The 14,479-nt window shown below is 60.5% G+C and carries 16 protein-coding genes; 8 read left to right on the plus strand and 8 right to left on the minus strand.

Translation table 11 applies throughout. From position 1 onward, the window contains the following. Positions 1-8 precede the first annotated feature (8 nt). On the plus strand, positions 9-1,031 hold the full coding sequence (locus K1X80_RS17980) for an IS110 family transposase (protein ID WP_120732161.1): 1,023 nt from the start codon (positions 9-11) through the stop codon (positions 1,029-1,031). 398 nt (positions 1,032-1,429) lie between these two features. Here the strand turns inward: K1X80_RS17980 and mnmH are convergent, their stop codons facing one another. The 4 genes from mnmH to K1X80_RS18000 all read right to left on the minus strand — a co-directional run bounded on the left by mnmH (position 1,430) and on the right by K1X80_RS18000 (position 4,689). Continuing rightward, positions 1,430-2,530, minus strand: a complete 1,101-nt coding sequence (gene mnmH, locus K1X80_RS17985; protein WP_057439454.1) for a tRNA 2-selenouridine(34) synthase MnmH — start codon at positions 2,528-2,530, stop codon at positions 1,430-1,432. After that, entirely contained in the window at positions 2,530-3,564 is a 1,035-nt protein-coding gene (gene selD, locus K1X80_RS17990; protein WP_057439455.1) for a selenide, water dikinase SelD, read from the minus strand. The genes mnmH and selD overlap by 1 nt, the downstream gene beginning before the upstream one ends. Positions 3,565-3,658: 94 nt before the next feature. Further along, positions 3,659-4,408, minus strand: coding sequence for a TerC family protein (locus K1X80_RS17995; protein ID WP_057439456.1), 750 nt, complete (start codon positions 4,406-4,408; stop codon positions 3,659-3,661). 29 nt (positions 4,409-4,437) lie between these two features. Next, a complete protein-coding gene (locus tag K1X80_RS18000) occupies positions 4,438-4,689 on the minus strand; it encodes a hypothetical protein (protein WP_057959108.1) in 252 nt (83 codons plus the stop codon). 148 nt (positions 4,690-4,837) lie between these two features. Here K1X80_RS18000 and nhaR point away from each other — a divergent pair, with 148 nt between their 5' ends. Continuing rightward, positions 4,838-5,737 (plus strand): transcriptional activator NhaR, encoded by a 900-nt coding sequence (gene nhaR, locus K1X80_RS18005; RefSeq protein WP_057959107.1) that lies wholly within the window; start codon positions 4,838-4,840, stop codon positions 5,735-5,737. Here nhaR and K1X80_RS18010 read toward each other — a convergent pair. Then, positions 5,734-6,888, minus strand: a complete 1,155-nt coding sequence (locus K1X80_RS18010) for an MFS transporter (protein WP_057439459.1) — start codon at positions 6,886-6,888, stop codon at positions 5,734-5,736. The two genes, nhaR and K1X80_RS18010, sit on opposite strands and share 4 nt — an antisense overlap. A 209-nt stretch (positions 6,889-7,097) precedes the next feature. Between K1X80_RS18010 and sstT the strand changes: the two genes are divergently transcribed. Then, positions 7,098-8,321 (plus strand): serine/threonine transporter SstT, encoded by a 1,224-nt coding sequence (gene sstT / locus K1X80_RS18015; RefSeq protein WP_057959106.1) that lies wholly within the window; start codon positions 7,098-7,100, stop codon positions 8,319-8,321. Between the two features lie 101 nt (positions 8,322-8,422). On the opposite strand, the gene K1X80_RS18020 is transcribed toward sstT, so the two are convergent. Continuing rightward, positions 8,423-8,932 (minus strand): DUF1993 family protein, encoded by a 510-nt coding sequence (locus K1X80_RS18020; protein WP_057439460.1) that lies wholly within the window; start codon positions 8,930-8,932, stop codon positions 8,423-8,425. A gap of 115 nt (positions 8,933-9,047) precedes the next feature. Here K1X80_RS18020 and K1X80_RS18025 point away from each other — a divergent pair, with 115 nt between their 5' ends. Beyond that, entirely contained in the window at positions 9,048-9,695 is a 648-nt protein-coding gene (locus tag K1X80_RS18025; protein WP_057439461.1) for a YceH family protein, read from the plus strand. 186 nt (positions 9,696-9,881) lie between these two features. Here the strand turns inward: K1X80_RS18025 and K1X80_RS18030 are convergent, their stop codons facing one another. Further along, positions 9,882-10,700: a shikimate 5-dehydrogenase gene (locus K1X80_RS18030; protein WP_057959105.1), complete on the minus strand. Its 819-nt coding sequence runs from the start codon at positions 10,698-10,700 to the stop codon at positions 9,882-9,884. A gap of 165 nt (positions 10,701-10,865) precedes the next feature. Between K1X80_RS18030 and K1X80_RS18035 the strand changes: the two genes are divergently transcribed. The 3 genes from K1X80_RS18035 (at position 10,866) to K1X80_RS18045 (ending at position 11,927) form a co-directional block, all read left to right on the plus strand. Next, positions 10,866-11,213 carry a hypothetical protein gene (locus tag K1X80_RS18035; RefSeq protein WP_057439463.1) on the plus strand — a complete coding sequence of 116 codons (348 nt, stop codon included), beginning with the start codon at positions 10,866-10,868 and terminating at the stop codon, positions 11,211-11,213. 230 nt (positions 11,214-11,443) lie between these two features. Continuing rightward, positions 11,444-11,638: a hypothetical protein gene (locus K1X80_RS18040; protein ID WP_057959104.1), complete on the plus strand. Its 195-nt coding sequence runs from the start codon at positions 11,444-11,446 to the stop codon at positions 11,636-11,638. Between the two features lie 109 nt (positions 11,639-11,747). After that, a complete protein-coding gene (locus K1X80_RS18045; protein ID WP_057959103.1) occupies positions 11,748-11,927 on the plus strand; it encodes a hypothetical protein in 180 nt (59 codons plus the stop codon). Here the strand turns inward: K1X80_RS18045 and K1X80_RS18050 are convergent. Next, entirely contained in the window at positions 11,924-12,991 is a 1,068-nt protein-coding gene (locus K1X80_RS18050) for an AI-2E family transporter (RefSeq protein ID WP_057959102.1), read from the minus strand. The genes K1X80_RS18045 and K1X80_RS18050 overlap by 4 nt on opposite strands. A gap of 161 nt (positions 12,992-13,152) precedes the next feature. Here K1X80_RS18050 and yegQ point away from each other — a divergent pair, with 161 nt between their 5' ends. Beyond that, positions 13,153-14,472 (plus strand): tRNA 5-hydroxyuridine modification protein YegQ, encoded by a 1,320-nt coding sequence (yegQ, locus tag K1X80_RS18055; protein WP_057959101.1) that lies wholly within the window; start codon positions 13,153-13,155, stop codon positions 14,470-14,472. Positions 14,473-14,479: the final 7 nt, after the last annotated feature.

Below are 14,479 nucleotides of genomic sequence, written 5' to 3' on the forward strand. Positions count from 1 at the left end.
GACCGCTCATGAACAGCTTGGCATTACTTGGTCTTGATATTGGAAAAAGCACCTTTCACCTCGTAGGGCACGACGTACGCGGCCATGAGGTGCTGCGCAAGCAGTTCAATCGAAATCGACTGCTTCAGTTCCTGGCAAAGCTTGAGCCCTGCACGATAGTAATGGAGTCCTGCGGCGGCTCACATTGGCTCGCCAGGAAGCTTATTTCCTTCGGCCACCAGGTGAAACTTATAGCTCCGCAGCATGTGAAACCGTACGTCACCGGCAATAAAAATGACTACATAGATGCCGAGGCAATTTGCGAGGCGGCGTCCCGTCCCAAGGCACGCTATGTTGCGATCAAGACGGTGGAACAGCAGGTGCTCTCGACCCAGCACCGCCTCCGAGAGGCATTGGTATGCCAAAGAACTCAAACCATCAATCGTATCCACGGATTCTTGCTGGAATTTGGAATTGCGCTACCGGCGACCAAAGCCGCCATGAACCAAATTCATCAAATACTGGATGACCCTGCCGCTGAGTTGCCTCAACAGTTGACGCAGTTTATCGAGCATCTGTTGGAAGACATCAAACGGCTTACGGTAGAGATTAAGTCCATCGACCACAGCATCAAGGAACAGGTGGCAGTTGATGACGCGGGAACACGCCTAATGAGCATCCCCGGTATCGGCCCCATCATCGCTAGCGCGCTGCTGGCCGACGTCGGGGACGCTTCCAATTTTCACTCAGCGCGAGACTTCGCTGCTTCGCTGGGGCTGGTGCCAAGGCAGTACTCAACAGGTGGCCAAACCGTCCTTTTGAACATCAGCAAACGTGGTGATAAATACCTTCGAAAGCTCTTGGTTCAAGGCTCGCGGGCAGTTTTGGTGCGCATAGATAAACGCAACGACGCCTTGGGGGCTTGGTGCCGAGACCTGCTGACGCGAAAGCACCCAAACAAGGTTGCCTGCGCCCTGGCCAATAAACTAGCAAGAATCGTATGGGCCGTTTTAGCTCGCGGAGGTAGCTACAACGCGCAGTTGATGACTTGATCGAAACACTACCGGCTTTTGCGACGACAACGATGATGACGATAAACAGCTCAAATCTCGCCTGAGAACCTGGTAAGCAAAACAGCTTTTGAAGCTGAAGCCCTTTTCAAGGACAGGCGGGAGCGACTATTCATCAAGGGCCAAGCGGTGAAACTGCCGACTATGAGCCCGGATACATTAGCGCAAGCATGCTTTACCGCTCATCGTCTGTGGTTGCAAGGGGTGGGCTGACCATACATTTGCTTACTTTGGGGCTCTTCCAAAGTGAGCCGCCGTAAGGGCGGAACCCTAAGTGGCCATGACCGCAGCAACGGATATGTACACAAACCTAAGAATCACTAAAGAGACGTGTAGCTCATCGCAGGCAAGCCAGCGATGGTGCCCTGAAAACCAACCAATCACCCGCGCCGGGCAGCACGCTCGCGCAGATACTCCACCACCGCGCCCTGCTCCCCGGAAAACTCGATCCGGGCGCCCTTCTTCTCACGCTGGAACGCGTACATCGGGTCGTAGTATTCACGCAGCCCGACAATCCACCCGCGATGCAAATCCACGTTCCCCGAGCGGGCCTGCTCGGCCAGGGCGTCCTGCATCAGCCCGTGCAAGCGCTGGTAGCGCTCCCCACCCAGACGCTTGTGGATATTGGCCAGGCTCTGCACCAGGCGCTCGGCGAACAGGCTGAAGCCCGCTTCGCCAAACTCGGCGTTGAACTGCGCGCACAGGTCGATCACATAGTCGCGCAAGACCCGCTCGACGCGGTTTTCCAGGCTCTCTTCCAGCCACACCATCGGGTACGCCTGCATGCCCCGGTGCAGGTTCAGCGGCAAGGCGCAGCTACCGATCATGCGGCTTTCGTCCTCAAGCACAAACTGCTCGATGCCCCGCGCGCGCTTTTTCAGTACGTCCACCGCCAGGCGGTTTTCAAAGTCGATATTCGACGGCTGGCCCGTGGCCCGCTTGCCAAAGCTGGAGCCCCGGTGGTTGGCGTAGCCTTCCAGGTCCAGGCCATTGCGCAGTTGCTGGAGCACCTCGGTCTTGCCGCTGCCGGTCAGGCCACCCAGCAGGACGAAATCGCACTGTTCCACAGCCTGGTCCACGGTCTCCAGCAAGAAGGTACGCATAGCCTTGTAGCCACCGCCGACCCGGGGATAGTCGATCCCCGCTTCGTCCTTGAGCACCTTCTGCACCAAGTGCGAGCGCAAGCCGCCACGGAAGCAATACAGGTAACCGTCAGGGTTGGCCTGGGCAAACGCGGTCCAGCGCGCCAGTCGCTCCTGCAGCGTTGCGCCGCTGACCAGTTGGTGCCCCAGCACAATCGCCGCCTGCTGCCCTTGCTGCTTATAGCAAGTGCCCACCCGCTGGCGTTCGTCATCGTTCATCAACGGCAGGTTGACCACGCCGGGGAACGCACCCTTGACGAATTCGACCGGCGCACGGGTATCCATCATCGGCCGGTCGTTAAGAAAGATATCGCGGTAATCGGTGATGTCGATGGGCATCAAGACACCTCTACCGCGTGGCTCTGTCGCTCGACCAACTGGCCAATGGGCGCAAGGTTCAGCCCCAGTTCGGCCGCTGCCGCGAGAAACTCGGCTTCGCCCTCAGGCGTGACCGCCACCAGCAACCCGCCACTGGTTTGCGGGTCGCACAGCACGCGCTTGTGCAACTCATTGATACGGCCCAGTTGGCGCGAGTAACTGTCGAAGTTGCGCAACGTACCGCCAGGCACACAACCCTGGTCAAGGTAGTACTCGACCCCTGGCAGACGTGGGACTTTTTCGTATTCGATAAGCGCGGTCAAACCGCTGCCGTCAGCCATTTCCACGAGGTGCCCGAGCAGGCCGAAACCGGTCACGTCGGTCATGGCGCTGACCCCGGCCAGCTTGCCAAAGCGGCTGCCGGGCTTGTTGAGGGTGCACATCCAGTCCCGCGCCAGGCCGATATCGGCTTCCCGCAGCTTGCCCTTCTTCTCGGCGGTAGTAAGGATGCCGATGCCCAGGGGTTTGGTCAGGTACAAGCGGCAACCGGCGGTGGCGGTGTCGTTGCGCTTCATATGACGTTTGTGCACCAGCCCGGTGACGGCCAGGCCGAAGATCGGCTCCGGGGCGTCGATGGAGTGCCCACCGGCCAGGGGAATGCCCGCCGCGTCGCACACCGCACGGCCACCGCGAATCACTTCCCGGGCGATCTCCGGGGCCAGCACATTGACCGGCCAGCCGAGAATCGCGATGGCCATCAACGGATCGCCGCCCATGGCGTAGATATCGCTGATGGCGTTGGTGGCAGCAATGCGCCCGAAATCGAAGGGATCGTCGACGATCGGCATGAAAAAGTCCGTGGTGGACACCACCCCGCGCTCGTCATCAATGGCGTACACCGCCGCGTCGTCCCGCGAGGCATTACCCACCCAGAGCTTGGGGTCGAGGTTCTGCGCACCGCTGCCGGCGAGGATCACTTCCAGCACCTGTGGCGAAATCTTGCAGCCGCAACCGGCACCGTGGCTGTACTGGGTCAGGCGAATCGGCTCGTTCATGGTGGACCTCAAACTATCAAGTGCGGGGATTCTAACAGACAGCAAAAGGCCGGCTGGGCTCTTGTGAGCGCAGCCGGCCTTTGGGGTTCAGCGGTTACTGGCGGGCAGCGAGCAAACGCTTGTGGCGATTACGCCGGGCAATGTTCAGGCACTCGATGGCAGCCGAGAAAGCCATGGCCGCGTACACGTAGCCTTTCGGCACATGGGCACCGAAGCCTTCGGCGATCAAGGTCATGCCGATCATGATCAAGAAGCCGAGGGCCAGCATGACCACGGTCGGGTTGTCGTTGATGAACTTGGCCAGGGGTTCAGCCGCCACCAGCATCACGATTACCGACGTCACCACAGCAATGATCATGATCGGCAAGTGCTCGGTCATACCGACGGCGGTGATGATGCTGTCGATAGAGAACACCAGGTCGAGCAACAGGATCTGCCCGATGGCCGCGGCAAAGCCGATAGCCACGGTGTTGCCGACGCTGGCCTTCTCTTCGGGCTCCGGGTCCATGCTGTGGTGGATCTCGGTGGTTGCCTTCCATACCAGGAACAGGCCGCCGGCGATCAGGATCATGTCCTTCCACGAAAACGCCTGGCCGAAGACTTCGAATACCGGCGAGGTCAATTGCACAATAAACGCGATGGTGCTCAACAGGCCCAGGCGCAGTATCAGCGCCATGCTGATGCCGATGCGCCGTGCCTTGGCCCGGTGCTGCTCCGGCAATTTATTGGTGAGGATCGAGATGAAGATCAGGTTGTCGATCCCCAGCACGATTTCCATGACGATCAATGTCGCCAGGGCCACCCAGGCGGTAGGGCTCGCGGCCAGTTGTACAAGATAATCCATAGGTCAGTCCTGACTCGGTATACGGGGAATTAAGCTTCTTGGGAACTTGGCTCAGGCTTGGAGTCCTGATCTTGCTCGTCGTCCTTGGGGGCGATCAAGCCCTGGGTCGCTTCGCTCAACGCCTGTTCGGCGGCTTTATGGGTGTCGTCAATGGCCTGCTTGGCCGCTTCGCTGGCTTTGCCCAGCACCTGCTGCGTGCTTTTCTCGACCTGGTCGCAACCACTGAGCACCACTAATGAAAGCGCAAGCAACGACGCCGCGCCCAGGGAATTGAGTTTCATGATGTATTCCTCGTTAGAACCGTTGGGCCCAAGCATTGGGCTCGCGATAGCGAGGCATTCTAAGGAAGCGAACACTTCAGGAAAATTCGTATTTTTTTCGCTTATACTTCGATTTATACGAAGTAACACTCTGCAACCGAGGCACCTGATGCTCAACTACCGACAACTGCATTACTTCTGGGTGGTCGCCAAGACCGGCAGCATCGTGCGTGCCTGCGAGCAACTGAACCTCACACCGCAGACCATCAGCGGGCAAATCAGCCTGCTGGAGCAGACATTTGGTATCGCACTGTTTCAACGAGTCGGCCGCCAGTTGGAACTGACCGAGGCCGGGCGCCAGGCCCTGCCCTATGCCGAGCAGATGTTCCAGACCGGCAGTGAATTGGAAGCGATGTTGCGCGCCCAGCCCAATGAACAACAGATTGTGTTTCGTGTCGGCGTGGCGGACGTGGTGCCCAAGTCCATCGTCTACCGCCTGATTGCGCCGACCATGGAGCTGAGCGAGCCGCTGCGCATCACCTGCCGCGAAGACAAACTGGAGCGGCTGTTGGCCGACCTGGCGATCCAGCGCCTGGACCTGGTGATCTCCGACAGCCCGATGCCGACCCACCTGGATATCAAGGGCTACAGCCAGAAGCTGGGGGAATGTGGCATCAGCTTCTTCGCCACCCAGGCGCTGGCGGACCTGCACGGCGGCGATTTCCCACAATGCCTGCACGGTGCGCCGCTGTTGATTCCAGGTGCAGAAACCGTGGTGCGCAGCCGTTTGCAGCGCTGGTTCGCCGAGCAGCAGATTCGTCCGAAGATTATCGGCGAGTTCGACGACAGCGCCTTGATGCAGGCGTTCGGCCAATCCGGCAGCGGGATTTTTATCGCCCCCAGCGTGATTGCCGAGGAAGTGCTACGCCAATACGGCGTGGCATTGATTGGCCAGACAGACGCGGTCACCGAGTCGTTCTATGCCATCTCGGTGGAGCGCAAGGTCAAGCACCCCGGCATCGTGGCGATTACCGAAGGTGCTCGCCGCGAGCTGTTTACCGCGCTTTAGGCGCAGGCGACCCGGGTCTTGGCGGTCATCAGCCACAGGGCCAGGAGAATCGACAGCAGGATAAACCCCGACGCGGCAAACCCCAGGCTGCCCAGGCCCATGGTGTCGATCACCCGCCCACCGACCATCGCGCCCAGGCCAATGCCCAGGTTGGCCCCGGCAATGTTCAAGGACGCAGCAAATGCCGGCGCATGGGGTGCGGCCTTCATCAACCGCACATGGCTGACCAAAAACAGCGCCGCCTGGGTCACGCCCCAGATCGCCATGGCCGCCGCCAGGCCGAGGGTGGAGTGGATCGCCGGTACCAGCGCCACCATGCCGGCGATCATAAAGCCGCAGAACACCATAGAAGCGATCAGCGGATGCTTGTCGACCATGCGCCCGCCCAGGGAGTTACCGATCAGGCCGACGGCGCCAAAGCCCATCAGGCACCAGCCCACCAGGGTGCCATCGAAGCCGGCCAGGCGCTCCAGAATATCGGCCAGGTAGGTGTAAGCGGTGAACATGCCGCTGAAGACCAGGATCGACAGCAACACATGGCCCTGCATCAACGGGCTGCGCAGGATCTTGAACTGCGAACGCAGGGTCACCGCGTCCTTTTTCACGGTGGTGGCCGGCAGGTAGATCAACAGCAGCAATGCCTTGAGCATCGCCACCCCGGCGAGGATGCCAAAGGCGCTGCGCCAGCCAAACGCATCGGAGATCAGGGTGCCCACCGGGATGCCGAAGACGGTAGCGCAGACAATCCCGAAACCGATCTTGGCAATCGCCCGGCCAGCGTAGTCCGGCCCGACGATGTCCACTGCCGTTTCACTGGCCAGGGCCCAAAACACCGGCAGCCCCAGAGCGGGAATCAGGCGGGCCACGGCCATCACCCAGATATTCGGCGCCAGGGCCGCCAGGGTATTGGCCGCGCCGAACATCAATAGGATGCTGATAAACAGACGCTTGCGCTCGAAACGCGCGAAATACGCGGTCAGAAACGGCCCGAACGCGGCCACGGTAAAGGCAAACAAAGTCACCAGCAGACCGGCCTGGGACACGCTCACATCCAGGTCGCGAGCGATGGAGGGTAATAGCCCGACAATCACAAATTCGGTGGTCAACACGGTAAAACCGGCTGCGGACAGCAGCAGGATGGGCAACAACATGCACAACTCCAGAAACGGCGACGCCAGCGTTAGCCTTGAGGCCCGCTGACAGAGATATAAGAAGAGGATGGCGAATCTTAACAGAATGTGACCGTGCCACACACGGACTTGGCGACTGAATGCCGCAGTAAACTGGATATTTCCTACAGCATGTTAGACTTCGCGCCCTGCATAGCGCTGTACACATTAAAAAAACTAGAGACACTCTTATGACTGCTGCTCCCTCTCTCTTTCAACGACTTATGCGCCTCAGCCTGGTCACCCAGATTGTCATCGGCCTGGCCGCTGGCATCTTACTGGCCCTGCTGTCGCCCAGTGCGGCCCTGTCCACCGCGTTTATCGGCAAGGTATTTGTCTCGGCGCTCAAGGCCGTGGCGCCAATCCTGGTGTTTGTGCTGGTGATGGCCTCGATTGCCAACCACAAGCATGGCCAGGAAACCCATATCCGGCCGATTCTGTTCCTGTACCTGCTGGGCACCTTTTCCGCTGCGGCGGTCGCGGTCATTGCCAGCACCCTCTTCCCCTCGAACCTGGTGCTCAGCACCCATGACGTGGCCGTCAGCGCCCCTGGCGGGATTGGCGAGGTAATGCAGGGCCTGGTGCTCAGCGTGGTGGACAACCCTATCAGCGCCCTGATGAACGCCAACTTCATCGGGATCCTGGCCTGGGCCATCGGCATGGGCATCGCGATCCGTCATGCCGGGGAAACCACCCGTACCGTGCTGGCCGACCTGTCCAACGGCGTCACGCTGATCGTGCGCGTGGTGATTCGCTTCGCCCCCCTGGGTATTTTCGGCCTGGTGGCCTCGACCCTGGCTGCTTCCGGCTTCGATGCCTTGCTGGGTTATGCGCACCTGTTGCTGGTGTTGATCGGCTGCATGCTGTTCGTGGCACTGGTGGTCAATCCAGCCATCGTGTTCTGGAAACTGCGCCGCAACCCGTACCCGCTGGTGCTGTTGTGCCTGCGTGAAAGTGGGATCACCGCCTTCTTCACCCGCAGTTCGGCGGCCAATATCCCGGTCAACCTGGCGTTGAGTGAGCGCCTGGGCCTGCATGAAGACACCTATTCGGTGTCGATCCCGTTGGGTGCGACCATCAATATGGCCGGCGCCGCGATCACCATTACCGTGCTGACCCTGGCGGCCGTGCACACCTTGGGCATCGCCGTCGACCTGCCGACCGCCGTGCTGCTCAGCGTGGTTGCGGCGGTCTGTGCGTGTGGCGCGTCGGGTGTGGCCGGGGGTTCGCTGTTGCTGATTCCACTGGCGTGCAGCCTGTTCGGCATTCCGAGTGAAATCGCCATGCAAGTGGTGGCCGTAGGCTTCATTATCGGGGTTTTGCAGGATTCGGCGGAAACCGCGCTGAACTCGTCTACCGACGTGTTGTTCACCGCTGCGGCGTGCCTGGGCCAGGAAGACAAGAACCCGGCCTGACACAACCCGGCAAGCAAGTGGGCGCTGGTTTGGGTGGAAGCTGGCTTGCCAGCTCCCATACAAGCCAGCTCCCACATTGGTTTTGCGGTGTGACTCGGGGCTTAGAACGCGCCCATGTAGTCACGCTTGCCCACTTCCACACCGTTATGACGCAGCAAGGCGTAGGCGGTGGTGACGTGGAAGAAGAACTGCGGCAGGCCGTAGGTCAGCAAGTAGGACTGGCCGCTGAAGCGTTTCTCTTTAGGCGTGCCCGGACGGGTGACGATCTCGATACCTTCCTTGCCGTCGATCTGTGCCGGGGTGATGGTGTCGATAAAGGCCAGGACCTTGGCGATCAGCGCTTGCAGGTCAGCGAAGGTAACTTCGGTATCTTCGTATTTCGGCACTTCGATCTCAGCCAGGCGCGCGGAAACGCCCTTGGCAAAATCCACGGCGATCTGTACCTGACGGACCAGCGGGAACATGTCCGGGAACAGACGCGCCTGCAGCAAGGCGTTAGGGTCGATGTTCTTGGCGGTGGCGTGGGCCTCGGCCTTGTTCAGCACATCACTCAGGGCGTTGAGCATTTGCTTGAAGACCGGAAGTGAAGCGGCGTACAGGGAAATAGTCATGACAGTCTCGACAGTGGTGACAGGGTTTGAACAGCGGCGATTATAGACATGAGCGCTGCTTGTCTTTTATTTTTTCGGGATTAGGCTAGTGGGCTCACTGCATAGGGAAAGCGCGATGACCGCCGAGCACGACACCACCTCTTCCGAGCCGCGCCTGAACAGCACGGAAATCCGCGTTTTGGGCTGCCTGATCGAGAAACAGGCCACTAACCCGGAAACCTACCCGCTGACCCTCAACGCCCTGGTCCTGGCCTGCAACCAGAAAACCAGCCGGGAACCGGTGATGAACCTCAGCCAGGGCCAGGTTGGCCAGAGCCTGCGCGCCCTGGAGGGCCGTGGTTTTACCAAGCTGGTGATGGGCAGTCGCGCCGACCGCTGGGAACACCGCGTGGACAAGGCCCTGGAACTGGTGCCGGCACAGGTGATCCTTACCGGCCTGCTGTTCCTGCGCGGGCCGCAGACGGTCAACGAACTGCTGACCCGCAGCGGGCGCATGCATGATTTTGAAGATGCCGAGCAGGTGGTGCATCAGCTGGAACGCCTGATCGCCCGCGACCTGGCGGTACTGGTACCCAAGCAGGCCGGCCAGCGCGAAGACCGCTACACCCACTCCCTGGGTGACCCCGCGGATATCGAGGCGATCCTGGCCGCACGCGGTAGCCCGGTGGAGCGCAGCAGCGCCAGTGGGGTTTCCGTGGAGCGCATCGAGGAGCTGGAGGCGCGGATTGCGGCGCTGGAAGAGCGCCTGTCACGCCTCGAATAAACGTCCCCCCTTATGGGAGCGGACTTGTGTGGGAGCGGGCTTGCTGGCGAAAGCAGTGGGTCATTCAACACCAATGTTTGCTGGGCCGACGTCGTCGCGAGCAAGCCCGCTCCCACATTTGATCTTCGCTGCTTTGAGCATTGCGTTGCATTAGGGCTTGCCCGCTCCCACATGGGCCGGCGGTGTTTACTGCCGGGCGAAATCCACGGCCTTCTGGAACTGTTCGTCCGTCGGCCGGATGCCGGTGTACAGCACGAACTGCTCCAGGGCCTGGATCGCGATCACTTCCAGGCCGGTAATCACCCGCTTGCCCTGGGCCCTGCCCCGCACGATCAAGGGCGTTTCGGCGGGGATCGCCACCACATCGAACACGGTGTCTGCCGCATCAATTGCGTCGGCCTCGAAGGCCAGGTCCTGCGCCTGGGCGCCGCCAGTCATGCCGATCGGCGTCACGTTGACCAGCATCTGCGGGCGCGCTTCACCCAAGGTCGCCTGCCACTGATAGCCCAGGTTCTGCGCCAGGGCCCGACCCGCCGTTTCATTGCGCGCAACGATCACGCCATTGGCATAGCCACCATCCCGCAAGGCACTGGCCACGGCCTTGGCCATGCCGCCGCTGCCGTACAGGGCGAAGGTCGAGTCCTTGGGCACCGCGTGTTTTTGCAGCAGTTGCTCGATGGCGATGTAGTCGGTGTTGTAGGCCTTGAGGTGCCCGGCGGTGTTGACAATGGTGTTGATCGAGGCGATGGCGCGGGCCGATTCGTCGAGCTCATCGACCAGCTCGATGCAGGCTTCCTTGAACGGCATCGACACCCCACACCCACGAATCCCCAAGGCACGGATCCCGGCCACGGCGCCGTTCAAGTCCTGGCTGCTGAACGCTTTGTAGTAGAAGTTCAGCCCCAGCTGCTCATACAAATGGTTATGAAATCGCAGGCCGAAATTGCCCGGACGGGCCGACAGCGACATGCACAACTGGGTATCCTTGTTGGGGTTCATCAGCATCGGTAACGCCTCTTCGAAGTAAGCAAATCGGTACAGACCTTACACAACCTTTACCTAGTGGCCGTGCTGTTTTCCTGAAATACGTTGTCTTAAAAGTATCCCCGCGACAATCCTTGAGTCTATTGATTGCAGACCACAAGCGCAGGGGCCAACCGAGGAAAGACCATGATTCGTAAAATCCCCAGGATCGCTTTGCTGATCGGTGCACTTGCTGTAGCCGGCCAAGCCTCCGCCCATGGTGGCGGTTGGGGTGGCCCGGCCGTATTGGGTGCGGTTGTCGGCGCAGCCGTAGTTGGCTCTGTGATCGCCAGCCATGATCGACCGGTGTATGTGCAGCAGCAACCGGTGTATTACCAGCCACAGCCGGTGTATGCCGCCCCGCCACCGGTCTATTACCAGCCGGCGCCAGTGTACGTGCAGCAGCCGGTGTATTACCGCCGGGCGCCCGTATATTACGGGCCACCACGTGGCTACTACGGCCCGCCCCGCGGCTATTACGGGCGTGGCTGGTAAACCCAGCAGCAAAAGCCCCGCACACCCGGCGGGGCTTTTTTATGGGTGGCCTGGTCTGAATAAATCTCGCCAGGGTCGTTATGGGGACAACCCTGGCTGTTAATTCCGACATTATTAAGGCCAACGTGCACTTGCCCAATTGGGGGCCGCGCTGTCATGTTTGTGTCACACGGCACTCTCACTATCAAAACTGTCCCCCATAACAGGCCATAACAACAAGGACGCCCAGCATGCCCACACAAAATCCGCATCATACCGCCGGCCTCTGCACCTCGAGCAAGGTCTATAGCGCCTTGACCGAGCTCAAGCACCTGGAAGGCCATCGCAGCGCCAAGTTTCTTTCGCTGCTGGCAGAAAACCTGGTCCACAAGGGCCTGCTCAATGAACAGGAAGTGCTGCACATGCTGGACCAGGTGGTTGACTGAGACCCTGCCGGCGCAGCCTCGATGACAGTGATGTTGACTATCGAGCAAGGTGATTTTCCCTCGCCGCCGGGCCACCGTAAGGTGACCTCCATCAGCAATGGAGGTAGATATGCCCACTATCCAGATCATGTCCGTCGTCGGCAGTGCCGTCCCTGTCCCCCTTCGCGAGCTGGGTTTGCTCGCCTGTTGGTACCTGGTACGCGACGGTGAAGCCATCAGTGGCCCCCTGACCTCACTGCCCGCCGCCCAGGCCCTGTCACGCAAGATGGCGCACTGCTTCTCGGCTTAGGGCAATGGCAGGCGTACCCGGGGTTTGGTTTCGACAAACAGCCCCCAGCTGGAAATAAACAGCGCGGCAATCAACGGCCCGATCACAAAACCATTGAGGCCGAAGACCGACAGGCCGCCCAGCGTCGAGATCAGGATCAGGTAATCCGGCATCTTGGTGTCCTTGCCCACCAGGACCGGGCGCAGCACGTTGTCCACCAGGCCGATCACAAACACCCCGAACAGGGCCAGCACCACCCCTTGCCAGATTGAACCGCTGAGCAGGAAGTACGCGGCTACCGGCCCCCACACAATCCCGGCACCCACCGCCGGCAGCAATGACAGAAACGCCATCAGCACCGCCCAGAGCAACGCACTGGGAATATCCAGAAACCAGAAGATCAGGCCACCCAGTGCCCCCTGGGTCACCGCCACCAGCACATTGCCCTTGACGGTCGCCCGTACCACGCGGTTGAACTTCAGTTGCAGGCGACGCTTCTGTGGCTCGGCCAGCGGCACCGCCGTGCGTACTTTGCGCACCAGTTCGGGGCCGTCGCGCAGCAGGAAGAACAGCAGGTAGAGCATGATGAAAAAGCTCACCAGGAAATCAAAGGTGCCTTGACCAAAGCTGAATGCCTGGCTGGCAAAGAACTGGCTGCCCTGCATCGCGCCCTTGACGATTTTCTCGCGCAGGCCTTCCAGGTTGCCCATGCCGAAGCGATCCAGCAGGTGCTGGAAGTACGGCGGCAGGAAGTTCTTGAATTGCTCGATGTAGCCCGCCACATCCAATTTGCCGCTTTCGACGTTCTTGTACAGCGTCGCCCCCTCCTGCACCAGCAAGGCGCTGGTGATGATCACCGGCAAGATCGCGATCACTAGGCACACCATCAGGGTACACAGCGACGTGAGGTTGCGGTTCCAGCCAAACTTGAGCTGCAGGCGCCGCTGCATAGGCGCAAAGATGATCCCGAGGATAACCGCCCAGAACACCGCGCCGTAGAACGGCAACAGGATCCAGAAAAACGCGAGGGTCACCAGGACCAGCAGCAATAGCAGGGTTTTGAATTGCAGATTCGTTTGGTTCATGTCCGATCCGTGCCAGAAAAACGTCGGGCGCCCAGCGCGCCCTGTTGCTTAGTCCACCGCGCATCCGGCGAGTGCCATCTTTATTTCTACAGCGTAGACCCAGATCAATAACCGCCAGGCCCGGCTCGGCTACCCTGCCGCCCTTTTGCGATCTGAATCCCATGCTCCCTGTCCTCGCTCCCGAATTGCTCGCCCCTGCCGGCACCCTGAAAAACATGCGCTACGCCTTTGCCTACGGCGCCGATGCGGTCTACGCCGGCCAGCCGCGCTACAGCTTGCGGGTGCGTAATAACGAGTTCGATCACGCCAACCTGGCCCTGGGCATCGCCGAGGCGCAGGCCCAGGGCAAGCGCTTTTATGTAGTGGTCAATATCGCGCCGCACAATGCCAAGCTGAAAACCTTCCTCAAGGACCTGGAACCGGTGATCGCCATGGGCCCGGACGCGCTGATCATGTCCGATCCGGGCTTGATCATGCTGGTGCGCCGGCACTTCCCGCAGATGCCGATCCATCTGTCGGTGCAGGCCAACACGGTGAACTGGGCCAGTGTCGAGTTCTGGCAGCAGCAAGGCATCTGCCGGATCATCCTGTCGCGGGAGCTGTCCCTGGAAGAAATCGCCGAAATCCGCCAGCACGTGCCGGCCATGGAGCTGGAAGTGTTTGTGCATGGCGCGCTGTGCATGGCCTACTCCGGGCGTTGCCTGTTGTCCGGCTACATGAACAAGCGCGATGCCAACCAGGGCACCTGCACCAATGCCTGCCGCTGGAAATACCAGGCCACACCCGCGGCCGAAAACACCGTGGGCGATATCGTCCAGCAGTATCAGCCCGAGCCGACCCTGGGCCTTGGCGCGCCCACCGACCAGGTGTTCCTGCTGCAGGAGGCCAACCGCCCGGATGAGCAGATGCCGGCCTTCGAGGACGAACACGGCACCTACATCATGAACGCCAAGGACCTGCGGGCGGTGCAGCATGTCGAGCGCCTGACGCAGATGGGCGTGCATTCGTTGAAAATCGAAGGCCGCACCAAGTCCCACTTTTATGTGGCGCGCACCACCCAGGTGTACCGCCAGGCCATTGATGATGCGGTGGCCGGTCGTGCGTTCGACCGGGGCTTGATGACCAACCTTGAGTCCCTGGCCCAGCGTGGCTACACCGAAGGTTTCCTGCGCCGCCACGTGCATGACGAATACCAGAACTACCAGAACGGCAGCTCCGTCTCGGAACAACAGCAGTTTGTCGGGGAATTGACCGGCGAACGGCGCGGGGAGCTGGCCGAAGTCAAGGTGAAGAACCGCTTTGCCGTGGGCAATCACCTGGAACTGATGACCCCGGCGGGGAATTTCCATTTTGACCTGGGGATGATGCATAACGCCAAGGGTGAGGCGATTGAGGTAGCGCCGGGGGATGGGCACACGGTGTATGTGCCGGTACCGTTGGACATGGATATCGGGTTTGGGTTGTTGATGCGGGATGTGTAGCGGCTGT

It is taken from the genome of Pseudomonas sp. So3.2b, assembly GCF_019464415.1.
GTDB classification, from domain to species: domain Bacteria; phylum Pseudomonadota; class Gammaproteobacteria; order Pseudomonadales; family Pseudomonadaceae; genus Aquipseudomonas; species Aquipseudomonas shahriarae.